This is a genomic window from Burkholderia sp. AU19243, assembly GCF_018148075.1.
GTDB classification, from domain to species: domain Bacteria; phylum Pseudomonadota; class Gammaproteobacteria; order Burkholderiales; family Burkholderiaceae; genus Burkholderia; species Burkholderia latens_A.
Window position 1 is genome coordinate 455,213 of record NZ_JAGSTV010000004.1, and the last position, 19,926, is coordinate 475,138.

Annotated in this window: 18 protein-coding genes; 7 read left to right on the forward strand and 11 right to left on the reverse strand. The window is 65.9% G+C overall.

Going from position 1 to position 19,926, the window contains the following annotated elements; all coding sequences use genetic code 11:
• The first annotated feature begins 44 nt into the window (after positions 1-44).
• The 4 genes from KDW55_RS10815 (at position 45) to KDW55_RS10830 (ending at position 3,662) form a co-directional block, all read left to right on the forward strand.
• The gene (locus KDW55_RS10815; protein WP_038571858.1) at positions 45-833 is read left to right on the forward strand and encodes an SDR family oxidoreductase; all 789 of its coding nucleotides are present in this window, start codon (positions 45-47) and stop codon (positions 831-833) included.
• A gap of 64 nt (positions 834-897) precedes the next feature.
• Entirely contained in the window at positions 898-2,136 is a 1,239-nt protein-coding gene (locus tag KDW55_RS10820) for a styrene monooxygenase/indole monooxygenase family protein (RefSeq protein ID WP_209825906.1), read from the forward strand.
• Positions 2,137-2,141: 5 nt separating this feature from the next.
• Positions 2,142-2,660 carry a flavin reductase family protein gene (locus tag KDW55_RS10825; protein WP_038571852.1) on the forward strand — a complete coding sequence of 173 codons (519 nt, stop codon included), beginning with the start codon at positions 2,142-2,144 and terminating at the stop codon, positions 2,658-2,660.
• 42 nt (positions 2,661-2,702) lie between these two features.
• Positions 2,703-3,662, forward strand: a complete 960-nt coding sequence (locus KDW55_RS10830) for a transporter (protein ID WP_069242480.1) — start codon at positions 2,703-2,705, stop codon at positions 3,660-3,662.
• A gap of 105 nt (positions 3,663-3,767) precedes the next feature.
• Here the strand turns inward: KDW55_RS10830 and KDW55_RS10835 are convergent, their stop codons facing one another.
• The 8 genes from KDW55_RS10835 to KDW55_RS10870 form a co-directional block, all read right to left on the reverse strand.
• Positions 3,768-4,100, reverse strand: a complete 333-nt coding sequence (locus KDW55_RS10835) for a hypothetical protein (protein WP_059545573.1) — start codon at positions 4,098-4,100, stop codon at positions 3,768-3,770.
• Positions 4,097-4,555 (reverse strand): hypothetical protein, encoded by a 459-nt coding sequence (locus KDW55_RS10840; RefSeq protein WP_069242369.1) that lies wholly within the window; start codon positions 4,553-4,555, stop codon positions 4,097-4,099. The genes KDW55_RS10835 and KDW55_RS10840 overlap by 4 nt, the downstream gene beginning before the upstream one ends.
• Positions 4,556-4,570: 15 nt before the next feature.
• Complete coding sequence (locus KDW55_RS10845) at positions 4,571-6,400, reverse strand: dynamin family protein (RefSeq protein ID WP_212160685.1); 1,830 nt, start codon at positions 6,398-6,400, stop codon at positions 4,571-4,573.
• A complete protein-coding gene (locus KDW55_RS10850) occupies positions 6,397-8,238 on the reverse strand; it encodes a dynamin family protein (RefSeq protein ID WP_212160683.1) in 1,842 nt (613 codons plus the stop codon). Before KDW55_RS10850 ends, KDW55_RS10845 begins: the two co-directional genes overlap by 4 nt.
• Positions 8,235-8,873 carry a hypothetical protein gene (locus KDW55_RS10855; RefSeq protein WP_038571830.1) on the reverse strand — a complete coding sequence of 213 codons (639 nt, stop codon included), beginning with the start codon at positions 8,871-8,873 and terminating at the stop codon, positions 8,235-8,237. The genes KDW55_RS10850 and KDW55_RS10855 overlap by 4 nt, the downstream gene beginning before the upstream one ends.
• A 20-nt stretch (positions 8,874-8,893) precedes the next feature.
• Complete coding sequence (locus tag KDW55_RS10860) at positions 8,894-11,365, reverse strand: dynamin family protein (RefSeq protein WP_212160682.1); 2,472 nt, start codon at positions 11,363-11,365, stop codon at positions 8,894-8,896.
• Between the two features lie 287 nt (positions 11,366-11,652).
• Positions 11,653-13,287, reverse strand: coding sequence for an ATP-binding domain-containing protein (locus KDW55_RS10865; RefSeq protein WP_038571824.1), 1,635 nt, complete (start codon positions 13,285-13,287; stop codon positions 11,653-11,655).
• Between the two features lie 10 nt (positions 13,288-13,297).
• A complete protein-coding gene (locus tag KDW55_RS10870) occupies positions 13,298-14,317 on the reverse strand; it encodes a WYL domain-containing protein (RefSeq protein ID WP_038571822.1) in 1,020 nt (339 codons plus the stop codon).
• A gap of 141 nt (positions 14,318-14,458) precedes the next feature.
• On the opposite strand from KDW55_RS10870, the gene KDW55_RS10875 reads away from it, so the two are divergent.
• The 3 genes from KDW55_RS10875 (at position 14,459) to KDW55_RS10885 (ending at position 16,282) form a co-directional block, all read left to right on the forward strand.
• Positions 14,459-14,644 (forward strand): hypothetical protein, encoded by a 186-nt coding sequence (locus tag KDW55_RS10875; protein WP_212160681.1) that lies wholly within the window; start codon positions 14,459-14,461, stop codon positions 14,642-14,644.
• 383 nt (positions 14,645-15,027) lie between these two features.
• Complete coding sequence (locus KDW55_RS10880) at positions 15,028-15,570, forward strand: hypothetical protein (RefSeq protein WP_069242364.1); 543 nt, start codon at positions 15,028-15,030, stop codon at positions 15,568-15,570.
• Between the two features lie 310 nt (positions 15,571-15,880).
• Positions 15,881-16,282, forward strand: coding sequence for a helix-turn-helix domain-containing protein (locus KDW55_RS10885; protein WP_069242363.1), 402 nt, complete (start codon positions 15,881-15,883; stop codon positions 16,280-16,282).
• 247 nt (positions 16,283-16,529) lie between these two features.
• Here the strand turns inward: KDW55_RS10885 and KDW55_RS10890 are convergent, their stop codons facing one another.
• Genes KDW55_RS10890 through KDW55_RS10900 form a run of 3 tightly spaced genes read right to left on the reverse strand, consistent with a single transcriptional unit; the run spans position 16,530 to position 19,911 of the window.
• Positions 16,530-17,495 carry a type II secretion system F family protein gene (locus KDW55_RS10890; RefSeq protein ID WP_059545585.1) on the reverse strand — a complete coding sequence of 322 codons (966 nt, stop codon included), beginning with the start codon at positions 17,493-17,495 and terminating at the stop codon, positions 16,530-16,532.
• Between the two features lie 38 nt (positions 17,496-17,533).
• A complete protein-coding gene (locus tag KDW55_RS10895; RefSeq protein ID WP_069242361.1) occupies positions 17,534-18,511 on the reverse strand; it encodes a type II secretion system F family protein in 978 nt (325 codons plus the stop codon).
• A gap of 32 nt (positions 18,512-18,543) precedes the next feature.
• Positions 18,544-19,911: a CpaF family protein gene (locus KDW55_RS10900; protein ID WP_069242360.1), complete on the reverse strand. Its 1,368-nt coding sequence runs from the start codon at positions 19,909-19,911 to the stop codon at positions 18,544-18,546.
• Positions 19,912-19,926: the final 15 nt, after the last annotated feature.

Below are 19,926 nucleotides of genomic sequence, written 5' to 3' on the forward strand. Positions count from 1 at the left end.
TCGAGCGCGTGCCGTCTTCGTTCAACCATGTCAGGAGACACCCCATGACTGCCCTTGCTGGCAAAGTCGCGATCGTCACCGGCGGCGCCACGCTGATCGGCGCTGCCGTCGCGCAGGACCTGAACCGCGCCGGCGCCTGCGTCGCGATCCTCGACCTCGATGCGGAGAACGGCGCGCGTGCGGCCGATGCGCTCGGCGAACGCGCGATGTTCATCGCGACGGACATCACCGACGATCTCGCGATCGAGCGCGCGGTGTCGGCCGTCGCCGAACGCTTCGGCGCAATCGACCTGCTCATCAACCTCGCTTGCAGCTACGTCGACAACGGCATCCAGGCCTCGCGCAACGACTGGCTCGCTGCGATGGACGTGAACGTCGTGTCGGCCGCGATGCTGGTCAAGGCCGTGCAGCCGCACATTGCGCGACGCGGCGGCGGCGCGATCGTGAACTTCAGTTCGATCTCCGCGCAATGCGCGCAGACGGGGCGCTGGCTTTACCCGACCTCGAAGGCCGCGATGCGCCAGCTCACGCGCAGCATGGCGATGGATCTCGCCGCCGACCGGATACGCGTGAACTCGGTGTCGCCGGGATGGACGTGGTCGCGTGTGATGGACGAACTCACGCACGGCGATCGCGCAAAAACGGACCGCGTGGCCGCACCGTATCACCTGCTTGGCCGCGTCGGCGATCCATCGGAGGTCGCGCAGGTCGTCACGTTCCTGTGCAGCGATGCCGCGAGCTTCGTGACGGGCGCCGACTACGCGGTCGACGGCGGCTATTCCGCGATGGGCCCCGAACAGGCGGTACCGGCGATCCCGCGCCTGGCCGAGTAGCCTCGGGCCGCTTCGTTCGAGTCGTCGTCCGGTCAGATTCATTCGTTATCCAGAGGATTTCATCATGAAACGCATCGCCATCGTCGGCGCCGGCCAGTCCGGCCTGCAACTCGCCTTCATGCTGCTCGATCAGGGCTATCACGTCACGCTCGCGACCAACCGCGACGCGGAACAGATCCGCACCGGCAAGGTCATGTCGAGCCAGTGCATGTTTCATACCGCGCTGCAGATCGAGCGCGATCTCGGCCTGAACACGTGGGAAGAAGCCTGCCCGTCCGTCGAGGGCATCGGCATCGTGGTGCCGCATCCGGAGGGCGGCGGCCGCAAGGCGATCGAATGGTCGTCGCGGCTGACGCGCTATGCGCAGTCGGTCGATCAGCGCGTGAAAATGGCCGACTGGCTCGATGCGATCGTCCGTCGCGGCGCGGACGTACGCATCTGCGACGTCGGCGTACCCGAGCTCGAGGAACTCGCACACAGTCACGATCTCGTGCTGCTCGCGGCCGGCAAGGGCGAAATCGTCAACCTGCTCGGCCGCGACGATGCGCGCAGCGCGTTCGAACGCCCGCAGCGCGCGCTCGCGCTCACTTACGTGAAAGGCATGACACCGAGCCAGCCGTACTCGCGTGTGCGCTTCAACCTGTTGCCCGGTGTCGGCGAGTACTTCGTGTTCCCGGCGCTGACCACCACCGGCCCGTGCGAAATCATGGTGTTCGAAGGCATTCCGGGCGGCCCGCTCGACTGCTGGGCGGACGTGAAAACGCCCGAGCAGCATCTGGACCGCAGCCTGTCGTTCCTGCAGCAGTACGTGCCGTGGGAATTCGAACGCTGCCGCGATGTCGAGCTTACCGATCCGAACGGCACGCTCTCCGGCCGCTTCACGCCGACCGTGCGCAAGCCGTTCTTCCGCCTGCCGTCGGGGCGCACCGTGTTCGGCATGGCCGATGCGGTGGTCGTCAACGATCCGATCACCGGGCAGGGCTCGAACAATGCAGCGAAATGCGCAAAGGTGTATGGCGACGCGATTCTCGCGCGCGAGGCCGAGCCGTTCGACGAACGGTGGATGCACGACACGTTCGAACGCTATTGGGCGTATGCGCAGCACGTCGTGCGCTGGACCAACTCGCTGCTCGCGCCGCCGCCGCCGCATATCCTCGAACTGCTCGGCGCGGCGGCCCGTCTGCCGTCGCTCGCGTCGAAGATCGTCAACGGCTTCGACGACCCGCGCGAATTCTCGCCATGGTGGTTCGAGCCGTCAGCCTGCGCCGCGCTGATCCGCGAACACGCCGCGCGCCCGGAGTAATCGCCATGCACACCCTCGCTTCGTGCGGCTCCGCAGTCGACCCGCTGCAATTGCGCGCCGCATTCGGACAGTTTCCGACCGGCGTTACCGTGATCACCACGCGTTCGCAGGACGGGCGCAAGGTCGGCCTCACCGCGAATTCGTTTTCGTCGCTGTCGCTCGACCCGCCGCTCGTGCTATGGAGCCTGCGCAAGGTCGCACCGAGCCGGCCGGATTTCGTCGCAGCCACGCACTTCGCGATCAATATCCTCGCGCACGACCAGATCGAGTTGTCGCGCCGCTTCGCGACGCCGAGCGCCGACAAGTTCGACGGCGTGCCGCATGTCGATGCCGACGCCGGCGGCGTGCCGTGCCTCGACGGTTCCAGCGCGCGCTTCGTGTGCCGCAACGTCGGCCATTACGAAGGCGGCGATCATCTTCTGTTCATCGGCGAGATCGAGCAGTTCGATATGTTCGGGCGCGCGCCGCTCGTGTTTCACGCAGGCCAGTATCGCGCGATCTCGGACCACCCGGATCTTTGCTGACCTGTTTGCTTAGTGATACGAACAACCAACCAGGAGATGGTGATGATGAAGCGCGGCTCCCGCCTGCTTGCGATCGCAGGCCTCGTGTTCGCCGGCGTCGCCGGTCACACGCCGGCCCGGGCAACCGACCTGCCGTCGGTCAACCTCGGCATGACGAGTTTTCTCGACGGGATGCCGCCGGCCGGCTCCGGCTGGTACGGCACGCAGTATCTCGAGTACTACACGGCCGGCCGCGTCAACGACAATGCCGGCAACAAGGTCGGGTTGCCGAAGCAGGATATCGACCTGTTCGCAGGGCTCAGCCAGCTCGTCTATCAGTCGCCGCTGACGTTCGGCGGCATGCATCCCGGGCTCGACGTGATCCTGCCGTGGGTGGCCGCCGTGCATACGAACGACGGAATCGGCAACGTCGCGCTGAATTCGCGGCCGGGATTCGGCGACCTTCTCGTCGGCCCGTTCATTCAGTTCGATCCGGTGATGGGCGCGCACGGGCCGCGTTTCGCGCAGCGGCTGGAATTCCAGTTCATTGCGCCGACCGGCGCGTACGATCCGGCGCGTGCGATCAATCCCGGCAGCCATTTCTGGTCGTTCGATCCGTACTGGGCGGCCACGTTCTGGGTCACACCGAAGTGGACCGTGTCATGGCGGCTGCACTATCTGTGGAATGCGACCAATCACGAGCCGGCCGCGGCGCTCGGGCCCGACGTGACGTCGACGCAGGCCGGGCAGGCGGTTCATGCGAACTTCGCGACGGAGTACGAGGTGCGGCCCGGGCTGCGGCTGGGTCTGAACGGTTACTGGCTGCGCCAGACCACCGACATGCGGGCGAACGGGCAGGACGTGTCCGGCACGCGCGAAGCCGTGCTCGCAATCGGACCCGGCGCGATGGTCAGCTTCTCGCCGCAGGATCACCTGCTGTTCAACGCGTATTTCGAAGTCTATGCGCGCAATCGGCCGCAGGGCGCGCGCATGGTGCTGCGGTACGTGCATCATTTTCAGTGACGCGCGAGCGGGGCCGGCAGCGCGCACCACGACGATCATGCGCCGCCATCGCCATTTCAACCGCGCGGCCGGACCGGACAGCGCACGTCGCGGCCACGCACGCGCCTACCGGGCCGGCCGCGACAACTGCCGCTTGCGCGTCACCATCGACGCGATTTGTTCGTCGAACAACGCGCGGCAAATGCCTTCGACCGCGTGACGCGCACGAGACTGCTCGCTTGGCGGCAACGTGGCCACGGCGTCGAACAGCTTGGTCCGCTGCATTTTCGCGTTCGCGATCGCCAGTGTCAGCGCGTGGACCGTCTGCTGACGCCCTTCGAAATGCGCGCGCTGCGCATCGCGCCGGACCGTCTGCGCGAGCTGATCCGCACGCTCGAGCTCCAGCGCACGGATCAGCTCGACGAGATCGACAGCGATCGCGGAAAGATCGGCAATCATGGCCGCGGCACCGACGATGCCCCGGAATCCGCGACGACCACTTCGACCATTTTCGTCAGCATCTCCAGCGCTTGCCGACGTGACTGCTGGTCGGATTCCGGAATGCCGGCGAGCACCTCGCGGATCAGCTTCACCGCGGTATCGCCGCGCGTGACGATCGTGTCGCGCACGGCCGACAGGCGCTCGACCTCGGCCCGGAACGCTTCGCGCACCTGACGTGTGCGCGCCTCGATCTGATCGACCTGCGCCTCCGAGTTCGCGCGAATTTTCGCGATTTCGGACACGTTGGCCACAATGGTAAGCACATTGCTTGCCGCCTGCGTGCCGCCTGCGATCAGTGCATCGACCTGCCGCTCCGTAAACGCGCCGCGGCCGGTCGTCGGCGTGCCGGTACGTTCGGCGGGCACCGTTGCCGGCCGGCGGGCCGGCAGATCCATCGAATCACCGCTCATCATGTATTCCTTTCGTGTTCAGGGATTTGCCGTCTGCATCAACCGCTCACGCAGGACCGCCAGCTGTTCGCGCGTGCGCTGCACCGCGGCCAGGCGCACGGGGCGCTCTTGCACCGCCACCGGACTGCCTTCGAATTCGCCGTACAACTCGTTGACGATCGCCTCGTTGGACGCGCGCAGCGACGGCAAGTGCTGGTTGCGCAACACCTGTGCGATTTCGTCTCGCCAGGTGCCCACGGCTTCTCGACATTGCTCGATCAGCTTGCGCTGCCAGACCTGGGCCTCATAGACGAACGAGCCGATCTCGACGAGCACGGTCACCGCGACGTTCAGACGCTCGAGCATCCGCTTCGTGAATATCCGGCCGATCTGGTCATAGACCTCACGCCCGAACCGCTGGCCGAACATCTCGCCAAGCCGCTTGACCGCCATCTTCGCCAGGTTTCCGGCGCCGGCGGCTGCGCCGCCGACCCCGCCGATCCCCCGCAGCATCGCGTTCACGGCATTGCCGGTCAGACGCTGCGCGATAGTGCGCGACACGTTCAACGTGAAGCGTCGCACCGGATCGTCGGGCCGTAGCGACACGGTCTTGTCCAGCTCGCCGACCGCCGTGTTCGCAATCTCCTCGAGTCGACGGTTCAGCGCCACCATCTCGACTTCCATGTGCGCCTCGAGCTGACGGCCCATCCGGCGGACCTCCAATGGCAGGCAATGGCCGGCGAGCCATTCCGCGCAATCGGCATAGCCGAGCCACTTGTCCGCGCCCTGGACTTCGGCTTCGACCTGCTGCAGCGACGCTGCGACGAGCGAGTCCAGCAGATGAGGCAGCGCGGTTTCGAGGTTCGCCATCGTCCGCTCGATTTCGCGCAGCGACTCGGCCTGCGCGGCACGCGCGATGTCAAGCGCGCGCGCGATCGCGTCCGCTTCCTCGGCGCTGGCCAGCAGGCCGGCCTCCTCGCGCTCGAGCGCCGCGTCGGCATCGTCGAGCACCGCCAGGACGCTTGCCTGCAGGCGTTCGTGCACGGTTTCCAGCACCGTGGAATCGAACGCGTGCCGGCGCACTTCATCCCACAGAGCATCGGCCTCAAGCGGCGCCCGTGCGATCGGCACGCCGTCCGCCAGCCGGTTCGCCGATCCGACAAGCTGAAGCGTGAACGGCCGCCGGAGCCCGTCCTCGACCAGGCGCCTGATCTCGGTGACCCGCTTGTCGTCGACGCCGCAGCCCGCCGGTACACGGTTGATCGCCAGCACCAGCGGAATCGTGCTGTCGTGAGCGGTCGCGGCCGCGATCGCCTCGAGCAGATCCTGGTCTGTCTGGCCGAACCCGGTGCGATAGCCGACGACGAACACGATCACGTCGCTGTTCGGCAGGAAGTTCATCAACACTTCCTCATGCTCGCTCAGCACCGCGTTGTAGCCGGGTGTATCGAACACGTGCAGGCCGACGTTGCCGGCTGCCTTCGGTCTTGTCCGGACCTGAAGTCGCAACATATCGCCGTCCGGCGTCTCGCTCAGCGTGCGGAACCGGTCGTGGTCGATCGCTTCCTGCGTGGCGTCGCGATAGATCGCGAAATAACGCGATGCGGCTTCGTCGCGGCACGCGACATGCGTGACCACGCCGGTCGTCGGCCGTGCGCTGGCGGGCAGCACGTCCTGTCCGAGCAGCGCGTTGATCAGCGACGACTTGCCGGTGCTGGTCTCGCCGACCACGGTCACGTAGGCTTGCGGCAACGTCAGACGGCCAAGCAGCAGCCGCGCGACGCTCGCCCGTGCCTCTTCGCCGCCACGCTCAAGCAGATCGACGAGTTCGCCTGTGCCGTCGATCCAGTGATGGGCATGCGCCGTCATGCACGCACCTCCGCCAGTTTGCCGCGCAACACGGCGACCGCATCGAGATCGGCCGCCAGCATGTCAGCCGCGCGCCCCTTTTCGTCGGCCGACATGTTCATCATCGAAAGCGAGCACTCCCGCTCCTGCTCGAATGCCGCGGATTTTGCGGCGCGCCAGCGCTCGAGCAGCACGTCGAGATGCTCGACGAATTCATCGACGATCCGGTTGAGCGCATTGGCCGTCTCCGACACGTACCGGTCGATCGCAGCAAACACCTCTGGCTCCACGGCGCGTGCGCGGAGTTCAGTCACACCTTCCCTGGCCTTGCCGCCGAGCCACTGGCCCGCCATCGCACCGAGCAGGCCACCGACGGCGCCGCCGATCACGGCGCCAACCGGCCCGCCGCCCAAACTGCCGACCAGCGCGCCCGCTTCCACTGCGGCCCATACACCGCCCGCGGCCGCACCGGCTCGCGCAGCCAGGTTCTCGAACCGCTTCGCTTCCGCCTTGTCGACGGTGAACGTGATATCCGGCATGTCGGCGGACCACGCATCGAGCCCGTCGAGGTCCATGCGCAAGCGCTCTTGCATCTCGAGGGCATCTTCCTGTACTTGATTGAAGATGTCGTCCGTTGCATCCGACTGCTCATCCTTCAGCGCGCGCGACAGGCGCGGCCCGTCGACGATGCCCGCGCGCATCTTGGTCCGCATGCGGTTGCGCAGTTCCGCGCCCTTGTCGTTCGCCCATGCGCGCAATTGCTGGCGCACGGCGCGACGAAACGCGTCGGCATCGTCCCGCATGCGCGTTGCGCGCTCGTCGAGCGCCTGCAGGCGCTCGACATGCAGCCGCGCATCTTCGGCCATGCGGGCCGCGTGCGCACTACGGTCCAGTTTCGTTTCCTCCAGGCGATCGCCGATGGCGGCAGCCAGCCGCTCGGCGTCGGCCGCGAGCGCCGTCGCGACGGTATCGGCCACACGCGCCGCCCAGCCGGCGCCGAAACGGCCGAGTTCGCCGTCCAGCGCGGCGAGTCCCGACGACTCGACGAGTCCGGCGTCCCGGCAGAGCGTACCGCGCAGTGCGTCGAACCCGTTCACGACATGAATGGCAGGCGGTTCGTCGAACGGAATCCCGGCTTGCCCGGCAATTTGCCCCAAGACCTTCGCGTTATGTTCGCGTCCGGCCAGCGCCTCGTCGTCGGACTCGTCGTTCCAGCGGTTCTGCACGAAAATCGCCGTGCGCAGCGATGCCCACTGCAGCCTGACGAAAATGGCTTCGGAGCGCGTGAGCGGCGGCACCGTCCGCAGCATGAAGATGACACCGACCGCTTCGGCGAGGTAGCGCTGCGTGGTGTCCCGGTTGGCCTGCGTCAGACTGCCGACGCCCGGCAGGTCGACCAGTACCAGCCCGTGCCGGAAGAGCTCCCGGTTCGACGTGAGCGCGACACGCGTGACCTGCTTGACGTTGCCGGGATTCTGCTCGTTGTGCACGACCGAGCGAAGCGCGTCCTCGGTGCAAGACAGCGTCTCGATGCGGCCGTCAGCGAAGTAGACCCGCGCGTGCGGACTCTGGCCGGCCGCCCACGCAATCTCCACCGGCACGCAGGTGGTTTCGTCCGCATCGATCGGCAGCACGGGTTCGTCGAACGCGAGCGCATTCAGCAGCGTGCTCTTGCCGCTGCCCTGGATACCGGCGATCGGCAACACGAAGCGCTCCGCCGACAGTTGGCCACGGTATGCATGCAGGCGCTCGACCAGGCCGGGCGCCTCGCCGGCCGGCTCGCGCGGATCATGGCGCTCGCCGAGCGCTTCCCAACGGGAATCGTCCAGTAATTCGAGCATCGCCTTGCGGTTCGTCATCGCGCGCGCTCCGCCGCGCCGAACAGACGCTTCCACCAGGGTTTCGACAGGTGCTCGACGCGTTGCAGCACGCTCAGCAGCACATCGCGCTGGGCGGCCTGGGCCGCCTGCACGTCCTGAAGCACCGCTTGCGTGCCGAGCAGCGCGTCAGTGGCCGCACCGAGCTTTCGCGAATGGTCGATCAGCGCAGCGAGCTGGTCTCCATGAATATCGGCGGCGGCACGCAGCGCGTCCACCTTGTCGTTGGTGGCTTGTGCGTGCTGCTGCAACCCCGCGATCGCCTGCGTGTGCCCGGCCACCGCGGTGCCGGCTTCGTCGATCGCCCGAACCTGCTGGTCGAGTACGGCACTCTGCGCCGCCATGCGGCCGTCAAGCGCCTGCGCCGCGCCAGTCAATCCCGCCAGCGTGTCGGTCGCCGACGCGATCCGGACCTGAAGCGCGGCAAGCTGGGCGTCGAGCTGCCCAATCGCCCTGATCGGCCCGGCCAGCGCGGTGCGCGTCGCCTCCCGAAGTTCCGCGTGGATGGCATCGGCCAGCTGACCGGCCCAAGGTGGTGTCTGAGCAAGGTGCCCGCTGAGTTCGTCGAGCACCCGTCGCGTCTCGTCGTCGACAGTGATTCGCGTGTGATTGATCATAGTTGTCCTTGAAACCGGCGTCAGGCTGCGATCGCCCCCCAGGAGCGGATGATCGCAGCGGCATCTTTTCGGTGGTATTCGGGAAGCCCGCCAATGAACTGCGTTTGCTCCGCGATCGTTTCGAACGGCTTTTCCGCGACGAGCAGGCGGTTTGCGAGCGTCGAGTAGACATCTTTCTCGTCGTTGACCAGCACGCCGGCAAGCGGATAGCCGCGCTCGTCGCACAGCCGCTTGAGTTCGCGCAGCGCCTCGACGATCGAGCCGGATCGCTCAAGCTCGCGGATCGATTGCACGACGGCGACGATCGGATGCTTGAGCGAGCCGAACCGAATGCCGGAGCGATCCAGCGCGCTCTTCGTCGCACCGATCTGCTGGATGTCGAGCATCAGGAAGATCACGCACGGCGACGTCATGAATTCGCGTACCGCGTCGAGCGTGCCGGCGGCCGGCACGGCCACCGCGATTTCGTCGAAGCGGCCGGTGTCGAAGCTCCGTGACGTGAAGCCCGCCGCCCCGCTATCGGAGCCCTTCAGCGTGTCGAACCAGAACCGGTCGACGAAGTCGCCGAGGCTGTCCGCGTCGTAGCCGAGCATCAGCACGCGTCGACCGTCGCGCGAGCGCTTGCCCGTCGCGGCTGTCAGCACCTGGTCCCGCAGATCGGGAAAGCGTCGGCGCGAGATCCGCCTGGCGAGCCGCGCCATTGTCAACACGATCGCCGGCACGTCAACGTCGTGCCATTCTGGTTCGACCGCTGGCGTCGTTATCTGCGCGGCGCCCGTGTCCGCTTGCGGCGCAGCGGCAGGTTGCCGCGGCTCGGCAAGCAAGGCATCGAGTTGCTGCGCGATGGCCTTGCGTTGAACGATGGCGCTCGCCGCCGCCATCTTCGCAACCACACCCCGCTCCTGCGCAGAGACTTCGCTTTTGAACTGCCGGTCGATCTGCTGGATGCGCTTGACGGCCGCCTCGACGAAGCCGTCCACGAAATCGAGTTCCTTGTCGATCGCATGCGCGACGGACTTCCGGAACGCCCCGATATCGCGGATCTCAGTCCAGTTCTCGGTCCGCTCGTCATAGCCCCAGTTCTGATCGAAGAAATCGACCTTGCGCTTCAACCAGCCCCAGCCGCTCGATTGTTCGGTCCGCACCGTGCGCGTGCGTTCGGTGGTTTCGATCTTGAGTGTACTGGCGGGCCGCGCCAGCTTCGCGGCGAGATCGATGTCCTCCGTACGCAAATTCAACGTCGTGCAATCATCCGCGATCCGCGCATTCAACCGCTTGTTCAGTTCACTGAGGGCCTTTGCCGATCGCTTCTGCCATTGCTCGACGCGCGTCTTCAATGCATGTGCCGCGTCGATGTCGGTCGCGGTCAGTGCTGCCGCTTCGTGTCGCAGCGCATCGGCTTCGATGCCGCGCGCGGCCGGCACGCGTCCGGCCTCCTCCCGCAACGACGCGTAGCGTGCGGCAAGCGTGCGGCGAAGATCCGATAGCCGCTCCGCCTCCTTGTGTTGCCGCCGCAATACGGCGGCCTGATCGCCCGGTTCCAACTCGCGCTTGATGAGTCTGGTCAGGTAGTCGTCCAGCTGCCGGCGTCGTCCGCTCGCGATCGCTGGCGCCAGCGCATCGAGTTGCCGCTGGATCAACGCGGCGCAATCGGGCATCCCCGAACGATCGTCCCACTGCTCGAGCGCCATTCTGGCCGAGACTTGGCAGACCCCGGCAGCCTTGACGCCCGCCTTCGCGAGCACGCCCTCGACGCGCCGGCGATGCTCGACCAGCACCTCGGTGCAGCTCTTCAGCTGTTCGCCGTTCTGACCCAGCTTCGGAGTCACGCTGTCGATCATGTTCTGCACGACGACGATCGGCTTGCCGAGTTCGTCCGCCATGCACACGTAATCGCGCATCTTCTCGTCGGAATTGGCCTTGCAGGTCGCGACGAATACCACGACATCCACCGTCGGCAACAACACCTCCAGCGTGAGCCGCTCGTGATCGTCATGGCCGGCCGCATCGAGCCCCGGCGTATCGATCAGTGCGACGCCGCGCCGGAACCGGAAGTCCGGCGAGCGCAGCCGGATCTCCGCGACGCCTTCGCGGTTGCCGGGGTTCGTCTCTTCGTCAGCGTAGTGCTTGAGCCGCTTCGCGATCGAGCTGCCGGTCAGCGACTTCGGTTTCGCACCCGCCGTGTCGAAATGAATCGTGCACTCGAGCTGTTCGCCCCATTCGCACACGACCAGACTATTGGAGCTCGGGCGCACCGCGCGCGGCAGCAGCTCCGCGCCGAGCAGCGCGTTGACCAGTGTCGACTTTCCGGAACTGGTGACGCCCATCAGCCCGATGCGGAATGCATCGTTCCGCCAGATTCGCTCGCGATCGTTCAACCAACGGTGTTCGTCGTCGAAGTAGTTGCCAACCGAGGTGTCGCTCGAGATGATGGTGCGGATCCGATCGATCAGTTTGCCAAGTTCTGCCTGTGCCGCTCGCGCGCTTTTCATGAAAATCCAGTGCCGTGATAACGTGAGCTTCCGCATCGCACGCTCGCGATGCTGCATCGTCGCCGGAAGCGGACTGCCGCTAAGGGTCTAACGGCACGGTCGTGCCGTTCTTTAGGGGCGCCTTGCGCTCCGAATCCGCCGTCGGCGAAGATATCGCATGGTTTGGACAATTCATGTCCGCAACGCATGGCGCGGTGGATGACGGATGCCGGTGTGCCGGCCGGCGAGATCGCCACGCGTGCGGCGCACACACGGGACCCTGGCATGTAGCGTTCACGACTGCGCTGCTACCCGATCCGTTCCATCAACATCCGCGCCGCGCGATCGGACATGACGACAAACAGCTTGACCGTCGCCCGCGTCGCGCCAACGAACAGCCGTCGCAGTGTGATCTCGTCGAAGTGGTCGAAATCGACTTCGGTCAGAATCACGCACGGCGCACTTTGCCCCTTGAACCGGAACACCGACTCGAACCGCAGCTCGCCATCCCGGTAAACGGGTGCGCCGTGCGCGTCGTACGCGCCGGTGAAGCTGCGCAACGCATGCCTGCCGAGCCTGTCCAGCACGGTGAACATCGATTTGTCCCGGCCATGAAAGCTCAGCAGCGCGATGTCGGACAGCGCGAAACCGGCCGCAAGCGCGGCGTCGACTGCCTGGCGCGTCGTCGGCGCCGCGTTTGCGCCGGCATAGGTCATGAGCTCCACGTCCGAACCGTCGAACGGGCTGGCGGCTTCGAATCCCATCGGCGCACCCGCGAGTGCACCGACAAAGCGCACGATGTCGCGCGGACTGCGATAGTTCGACATCGCCCGCACCTCGACATAGCCCGGCAGCGCGACGCCGTCGCGCCGGTAGAGGTTCTGCATCGGATCCTCGAGCCACCACAGCCTGCCCTCTGCGCTCAGCAGCCGCTCGATCGGCGCCACCCATTCCTGCACGAAGTCCTGCCCTTCGTCGACGACGATCGTGTCGAAGCGCTCGGCTTCGTCCGGCTGCCAGCCGGCAAGTGCGCGCTCGAGCCGCTCGAATACGTCGCCGTCGGCAAAATCGATCGTATCGCCGCGGCGCGCCGCTGCTTGCTGACAGAGCTTGTGATAGGTGAGCACGGTCGCGCCGGACGGCGCGATCAAGCTCAGATGGTCGGCGAGCGGACGGTTAAAGCACAGATAGAGCGCCCGGCGCCCCGCCCTTGCCGCATCGTCGAGCACACGCAACGCGAGCTGCGTCTTGCCCGATCCGGCCGTGCCGATCACCCGCAGGCGAAACGGCCGGCACTCGATCGCCCGTGCCCACGTCGCGAGACCGCCGGAGATTCTCGTAACGACGCGCGCCACCTCGCCGATCGTCGCGCCGACGTCGGGCGTGAGCGACAGCTCGTCGCTCAAAAACGCATGAATGCGATCGGCACAGGGCAGGCGCACTTCGTCGGCAGGAAGAATTGTCGTGATGATCGTCGCCAGCGCGGTACGGCGCCGTGCATCGACAATCCTCGCCGGGTTCACGCCGGCGATCTCCGGCCGCATGACGCGGTAGTCCGGACAGTACAACAACTCCTCGAGCCGATAGCGCATCGAGCCGAAGGCCGTCGTGAAGCGGCCGTGCATCCCTGCTATTGTCCTCGCGAGCTGGGCGGGCACGCTCTTGCGGGTCGTCCCGTATACCTTGGCCAAACCGTTCGGGGTTTCTTCGAGCAGGCCAGACTTCTGCTCGATCACGAGCACGCGGCCGGACGGTCCGACGACAACGAAGTCGGCCTCACCGAAGATGGCGAAACCACGGTCGAGCTGCGTCCAGTGCACACCGTGGTAAACGGTGTAGCTGTCCGGCAAGTCGCGCCGCAGGATCTCGAGCGTCTCGATCTCGCGTTGTGCTGCACCGCTGACCGCTATCGCATCCCAGCCATTCGGAAAAATCTGAGCCATGCGCCGCCCGTTATCCGCCGTAAATCCGCGCGAGTGCCCGCGCTTCGGCCGCCAGCTCGGCGCGCAGGCTTGCCGGCCCCAGCACTTCGACGTTCGGCCCGAACGAGCGCAGCCACCAGCGCAACCGCTGGCTCAGCATCGCGGTGCCCTGCACGAATAGCGCATCGTCGGTGCGGCGCGTCGTCTGGTCCAGCGACAGCGGCGCCTCCAGCAGATGGTCGCCGGCCTGGTTGACGAACTTGAGCGACAACTTCACCGCCTTGTCCACCATGAAGTCAAAGCGTCGCTGCTGCTTCACGTAGACCTCGAGCGAGAACGACGCCGGATACACGAACGATTCGAGCATCGCCTCGGCGCGCGACAGCCGGTCCATCCTGTACAGCGTCGGTTCGGGCTTGCCCTCGGTCGCGCCGACCATGTAAACCAGTCCGCCGACCTCGACGAGACCGAGCGGCAGCACGATCCTCGGCGTCTCGTTGTCCGCGTTGTGGCGCGGCCGATAGACAATCTTCAGTTTGCGCTCCTCGAAGAGCGCGCGCGAAACGGCCGCAAAAATCTTGCGGTCGATGGACGGATAGTGGAGGGAAAAGCCGCCGCTTTCGACCGCGACCTTCGCGGTCCAGCGCGCATACTTCCGTTCCGATTCGCTGACGGGCCGTTCGAGCCGCGCATCCGCGATCCTGAACAACGCGGAGATCGAATCGGCGACAAGCCCGGGAATCTGCCGGGAAGAGAAGCGCCGCAACGTCTGCAATGCAAGCGCCTCGTCGAAGCTCATGATCGAGCCCGCCTTGGCGGCCATGCCGCTCGCGCCGTCCTTGCGGCGCCACACCGAAGCGGTGCCGCGCCGGTCGGTCTCCACGAGGCCGCGCGCTTCCAGTTCAGCGAGACGACGCAGCACTGTCTTGATCGAAGGAAGGTCCGGCACGGTGTCCTGCATCCGCGCATACAACTCCGGCGTGCTGACGTAGTCCGCATGCGTGCCGGCGTCGGGCAGCAGGCGCATGATGTCGCGATCGAGGTCTGGCATGGGGCGTGAATCGGGCCTTGAAGAGAAATCTCCCTGATTTACGGCACCAGACCCTGATTCTTTAATACGACGCGCGTCGTCCCGGACATCGCCCTTGCACCCAGCAAGCCGCCGCCCCGGCCGTCTCACGCCGCAGATCGCGTGCGCATCTCCGACCGGGTGCCGGTGCCGGTGCCGGTGCCGGTGCCGGTCAGATCGTCAACGGCCTTCGCCGACCGCACGCCGTGCATCGGCATGCAACTTGTCGACGTATCGGGTAAGCACGGCGGTCGACAACACACCAGCGGCAAACGCAATGGCAAACGCGGCAAGACTTTCAAGCGGTGACGGATAGCCGTTCATGGGGATCCTTGAAAAACGTTGTAAAGGCATCGATCGTCCGGCGTCGCAATGAGGCGGCGGCACGCGGACCGCACCGGCGGCGCGAACGCGGGATCGCCTGCCGTCGAGGGTGGCGTGCCGCGACGTGCTTGCGGCCGCCTGCTCCGCAAAACCGGTCCGCCTGACCGACCGCCGCATCGCAATCAAATCGTTCGCGAGTCACGCGTCCGGCGGCGTCGATCGTGCGCGCCGCCACCTTAGCCTCGCATCGGGACAAATCGTGTCCCGAGGGTCGTACGACACGCCATTCTCGTCGGGACGCAAGAAGGGACATATTTTGTCCCGACGAAGGCACACCATCCGCTTTCCTTCACTCGTGCCTCCACCCTATGACCCGACCCATCGATCACCTCAACGCCAGCGACGCATCGAATGCACACGCACCCGACGGCCTACGGCGCGTACTTCGCGTTGCGCTGCGGTTGTGGGGAATCGACGAACGCACCGCACAGGGGTGGCTGCCCTGGCTGCAATCGCAACATCCGCGGCTCGCATGGCAGATCGCTCGGGATCGCGCGGCCGTCGGCGCAGACATCGTCGTGCACGTCGTCAAGCCTTCGGCGCGCCGGTCAGACGGATTCTGCTGGAACAGCATCGGCGCCAACGGTGCGATGGTGCGGTCGCGCGATGGTGCACGCAGCGAAGTCGCGCTGCTTGCCGGACACACACGCCAGTTGCCCAATCGCCGCGCCGGCCATTGGGCAATTGCCGGCACGCTCGACAGCTGCGCCGCGCTCGATGCACTCGCGCGCGCGCTGCATGCATCGGCCGTGCATGGACCCGATGGAAGGATCGCCGTGCGCACCGACCTGCTTGCACTGATCGCGACCCGACTCGACGCGATGGAGGCGCCCGCGCTCGACGAGGACTGAAGTCGCAAGGAATCGATCGGAACGATGCCGCAGACGGCGCAGCTTCGTTCTGCATCCGGACATCGAATGTCCGAAACCGCATCGACAATCCTCACATGACAACGACAGGACAACCCTCTTGATGCCACTCATCCCGAACGCTCGACGCTCGACGTGCAGTGCCTGCGACAACGAACGCCAATACGACGACCAGAGCGAATCGGTCCGGAGCGACACCCCAACGTCACTTCACGCCGTACGTCACGGCGCCGCACGCGGTGCCGACCGCCCGGACGCCCGGGCGATCCGCATTCCGTTGAATGAGTGGACGATGCCCGAGAAGATGCGCCATGTCGCCGACTGGCTCGCATCCAACTTTGCCCGCCCCGTGCGGATCCGGGAAGCCGCCGCCCTCGTCGCAATGAGCGAGCGTTCGCTGCTGCGCCGCTTCACGCGTGAAATCGGCATGACGCCGAGCGCGTGGCTGACGCAGGTGCGACTCGCCCACGCGCGAACGATGCTCGAACGCACCGCGCTGCCCGTCGATTCGATTGCCCGCCGCAGCGGGCTCGGCAGCGGCGATTACCTGGCGCATCTGTTTCGGCGTCACCTCGACATGTCGCCGACCGAATATCGCCGCGCGCATGCGCGTTCCCGCATTCACGTCGCATGCGGTCACTGTGCATGCGGCACACCGGAGCAATCGCCGAGCGAGAACGACGCAGGCCGGTAACGCGAGCGGGGCCGGTGCACCGCCCGGTTACGACTGAAGCCGTAGGGGGCCACCCGCGCGGGCAGTGGACTATGGCTGTGTCCAGGGTCGACCATGGGTCCGGGTTGCATTGACGCCGCTATGATCGACCTGTCTCGCGACGCCGCCCGGGGGGAGGAGGAGCCTCCCATGAAGACGGTGGACGTGCCGGCCGGGGAGGCCCCGCCAACACGCTTGTCAGTCTCGCGCGGCCGCTCCGCGCCGCGGGTCACTGCCCGATACTGGTGAAGGTCGGCAGCAGCACGCGATACACGTGGATCATCGCCGGCCCGAGCAGCACCATCATCAGTGCCGGGAAAATGCAGAAGATCAACGGGAACAACAACTTCAGCGCGATCTTCGCGGCCCGTTCCTCGGCCCGCATCTGCCGCCGCGTGCGCAGCATGTCCGACAACACGCGCAACGACTCCGCGATGCTCGTGCCGAAACGGTCGGCCTGGATCAGCATCGCGCAGAACGACTCGATATCTTCCACGCCGGTCCGCAGCGCAAGGTTGCGCAGCGCCGTCTCCTTCGTGAAGCCGGAGCGCATCTCGAGCAGCAACAAATCGAATTCGCCTGCGACCACCTCGCTGCGAAAGCGCAATTCGTCGCTCACCTTCATCAACGCCGCATCGAGTCCGAGCCCGGCTTCGACACATACCGTCAGCAGGTCGAGCGCGTCCGGGAAATCCTCGAAGATCGTCCGCTGGCGCGCATTGACACGCCGCGTCAGCACGACGTTCGGCAAGTAGTAACCGATCCCGGCCAGCGCGACGAGGAGGAACGACAGCAACATGCGCTGTTCCGCGAGCCGCGTAGTGATCAGCATCAACAGGGCGGCGCACGGCAGCGCGAGCGCGAGCAGCGTCTTGGCGGTGAAGTACAGCGCGGCCGCGTTCTGGTCACGCCACCCGGCATTCATCAACCGGAGGCGCAACGGCGAATTCTCCCACCCCTCCTCCGGCACCGACAGCTTGGAAATCGGCTTCGACAGCTCGACGAGCTTCTCGACCCAGTGCGGGCCCGCGTTGCCGCCGCCGTCCGCGCCGACGCCGATACCGCCGCTCGCCTGCTGGAGCCGGCGCTGCATGCTGCGGGGCGCGAACAGCAGCATCGCGACGAGCACGCCACCGGCCACGAAAATGAACAAGCCGGCCAGCATCACGGTGTGTACTACGCTCAGGTTTTGCATGACAACCTCGAAACGGTTCGTGAAGCCTGTGACACGCGTCAGACGCGAATCCGTATGATGCGACGCATCCAGACGAGACCGAAGGCCATCGACACCATCATCGTGCCGACCATCTTCACCCCGGCGGGATCCGTCCAGAGCACCGACAAGAACTCGCGATTCACGATGGCCATCAGCGACGCGGTAGCGAACGGCAGCAGGCCGAGGATCCATGCCGACAGCCGCCCTTCCGCGGACAGCACGCGGATCTTGTCGAACAGCTTGAAACGTTCGCGAATCAGCGCCGCAATGCTGTCGAGCAGTTCCGCGAGATTGCCGCCGGTCTCGCGCTGGATCAGCACCGCGATCACGAAATAGCGCAGGTCGTCAGCCGGCACGCGGGTCGCGAGATTCACCAGCGCGTCGTGCAGCGACACGCCATAGTTGATCTCGTCGAAGGTGATCCGGAACTCGCCGCCCATCGGGTCGGGAAACTCCTCGCCAACCATCCCCAGTGCGCTCGTGAACGAATGACCGGAGCGCAGCGCGCGCGAGATCATGTCGCAGATGTCCGGAAGCTGCCGATGCAGCTTGGCCATCCGCCGGTTGCGATGACGCAGCACATACATCGTCGGCAAGCACGCGCTCAGCAACGCGACAAGCGCCGAGACGACCGTCGGCAATGGCGTGACGAGCAGAGTCAGCCCGATCGCCAGCGGAAACGCGACGGTCAGCGTCGCCAGTTTCGCGACACTCCAGTCGAGCCCTGACTGCTGCAGCAGCAAATCGATCGCCTGTACGCGCGGCACACGCAGCAGCAACCGGTCGAGCGGCTTCGACTCGTCGAGCATCCGCTTCTTCAGGATCGACAGCCGCTCCTGCTGCACATTGCCGCCAGCCGACATCGCGCGCAGCCGCGACTCGATGCGGCGCGCGGCCGCGCCATGCCGTGCATTCCACCATTGATAGGCGCCTTCGATCGCAAGCACGACCGCGACGAAAGTGAGAATCACAAAACCGTAAAAGATCGAGTCCATGTCGCCTCCCCGGGATCGGACCGCGCCGTCCGTCACTTCGTCTCGAAGTGCCTGGACGGGTCGTACAGCGAATCAGGCAGGTCGATGCCGAATGCCTGCAGCCGCTCGGCAAATTTGGGCCGGACGCCGGTCGCGCAGAAATAGCCGCGCACCGTGCCGTCGCGATCCACGCCGGTGCGTTTGAACGTGAAGATTTCCTGCATGTTGATGATGTCGCCTTCCATCCCGGTCAACTCCTGAATGCTGACGATCTTGCGCTTGCCGTCGGTGAGCCGCGTCGCCTGCACGATCACCGAGATCGCCGATGCGATCTGCTGGCGCATCGTCTTCGGCGGCAACGACAGACCGCCGACGCTGATCATGTTCTCGAGTCGTGTGAGCGCGTCGCGCGGCGTGTTCGCATGGATGGTCGCGAGCGAACCTTCGTGGCCGGTATTCATCGCATTGAGCATGTCGAGCGCTTCCGCGCCGCGCACTTCGCCGAGAATGATCCGGTCGGGACGCATGCGCAGCGCGTTGCGCACGAGCGTGCGCTGCGTAATCTCACCCTTGCCCTCGATGTTCGGCGGCCGCGTCTCGAGGCGCAGCACGTGCGGCTGCTGCAGTTGCAGCTCGGCCGCATCCTCGATCGTCACGATCCGCTCGAACCGCGGAATGAAACCCGACAGGATGTTGAGCAGCGTCGTCTTGCCGCTGCCGGTGCCGCCCGACACGAGCACGTTGACCTTCGCCTTGGCCAACGCGTCGAGCAGTTCGGCCATCGGCGGCGTGAGGCTGTGGTAGCGCACCAGGTCGTCCATCTTCAGCGGGTTGACCGCAAAGCGCCGAATCGACATCAGCGGCCCGTCGATCGCCGACGGCGGGATGATCGCATTCACGCGCGAACCGTCCGGCAGCCGCGCATCGACCATCGGGCTCGACTCGTCGATACGACGCCCGACCCGCGACACGATCTTCTCGATCACCTTCATCAGGTGCGCATCGTCGTAGAACGTCACGTCGGTCAGCTCGAGCTGGCCGCCGCGCTCGACGTACACCTGCCGATAGGTGTTCACGAGGATGTCGGAAATACCGGGGTCGCGCAGCAACGGCTCGAGCGGACCGAAGCCGAACATCTCGTCGTAGATGTCGATCGCGAGCTGGCGCCGCTCGATGTCGTTCGCGGGCATGCGCTCGTCGTCGAGGATGCGCGAAATCAATACGGCAATTTCCTGGCGGACCTGATCCTGCGGCAGGCGCGACAGGCGCTCGAGCTCGACGCGCTCGAGCACGGCCAGATGGATTTCACGGCGAAGCTTCTGATACGCATCGCGTACCGACGAATGCGTGGCCGCACCCGGTTCGGTGACAGCCGCCAGCGGCTGAGTCCGATGCAAGGACATCTGTTCGCGCAATGACATGATGGATTCCCCGAA

Bases quoted from the DNA above. Each gene is read 5' to 3' on its own strand.
- KDW55_RS10850 (WP_212160683.1), bottom strand. From the start codon at position 8,238: ATGACGAACCGCAAGGCGATGCTCGAATTACTGGACGATTCCCGTTGG.
- KDW55_RS10825 (WP_038571852.1), top strand. From the start codon at position 2,142: ATGCACACCCTCGCTTCGTGCGGCTCCGCAGTCGACCCGCTGCAATTG.
- KDW55_RS10865 (WP_038571824.1), bottom strand. From the start codon at position 13,287: ATGGCTCAGATTTTTCCGAATGGCTGGGATGCGATAGCGGTCAGCGGT.
- KDW55_RS10860 (WP_212160682.1), bottom strand. From the start codon at position 11,365: ATGAAAAGCGCGCGAGCGGCACAGGCAGAACTTGGCAAACTGATCGAT.
- KDW55_RS10885 (WP_069242363.1), top strand. From the start codon at position 15,881: ATGCCCGAGAAGATGCGCCATGTCGCCGACTGGCTCGCATCCAACTTT.
- KDW55_RS10845 (WP_212160685.1), bottom strand. From the start codon at position 6,400: ATGACGGCGCATGCCCATCACTGGATCGACGGCACAGGCGAACTCGTC.
- KDW55_RS10855 (WP_038571830.1), bottom strand. From the start codon at position 8,873: ATGATCAATCACACGCGAATCACTGTCGACGACGAGACGCGACGGGTG.
- KDW55_RS10840 (WP_069242369.1), bottom strand. From the start codon at position 4,555: ATGATGAGCGGTGATTCGATGGATCTGCCGGCCCGCCGGCCGGCAACG.
- KDW55_RS10820 (WP_209825906.1), top strand. From the start codon at position 898: ATGAAACGCATCGCCATCGTCGGCGCCGGCCAGTCCGGCCTGCAACTC.
- KDW55_RS10830 (WP_069242480.1), top strand. From the start codon at position 2,703: ATGATGAAGCGCGGCTCCCGCCTGCTTGCGATCGCAGGCCTCGTGTTC.
- KDW55_RS10870 (WP_038571822.1), bottom strand. From the start codon at position 14,317: ATGCCAGACCTCGATCGCGACATCATGCGCCTGCTGCCCGACGCCGGC.
- KDW55_RS10895 (WP_069242361.1), bottom strand. From the start codon at position 18,511: ATGGACTCGATCTTTTACGGTTTTGTGATTCTCACTTTCGTCGCGGTC.
- KDW55_RS10880 (WP_069242364.1), top strand. From the start codon at position 15,028: ATGACCCGACCCATCGATCACCTCAACGCCAGCGACGCATCGAATGCA.
- KDW55_RS10815 (WP_038571858.1), top strand. From the start codon at position 45: ATGACTGCCCTTGCTGGCAAAGTCGCGATCGTCACCGGCGGCGCCACG.
- KDW55_RS10900 (WP_069242360.1), bottom strand. From the start codon at position 19,911: ATGTCATTGCGCGAACAGATGTCCTTGCATCGGACTCAGCCGCTGGCG.
- KDW55_RS10890 (WP_059545585.1), bottom strand. From the start codon at position 17,495: ATGCAAAACCTGAGCGTAGTACACACCGTGATGCTGGCCGGCTTGTTC.
- KDW55_RS10835 (WP_059545573.1), bottom strand. From the start codon at position 4,100: ATGATTGCCGATCTTTCCGCGATCGCTGTCGATCTCGTCGAGCTGATC.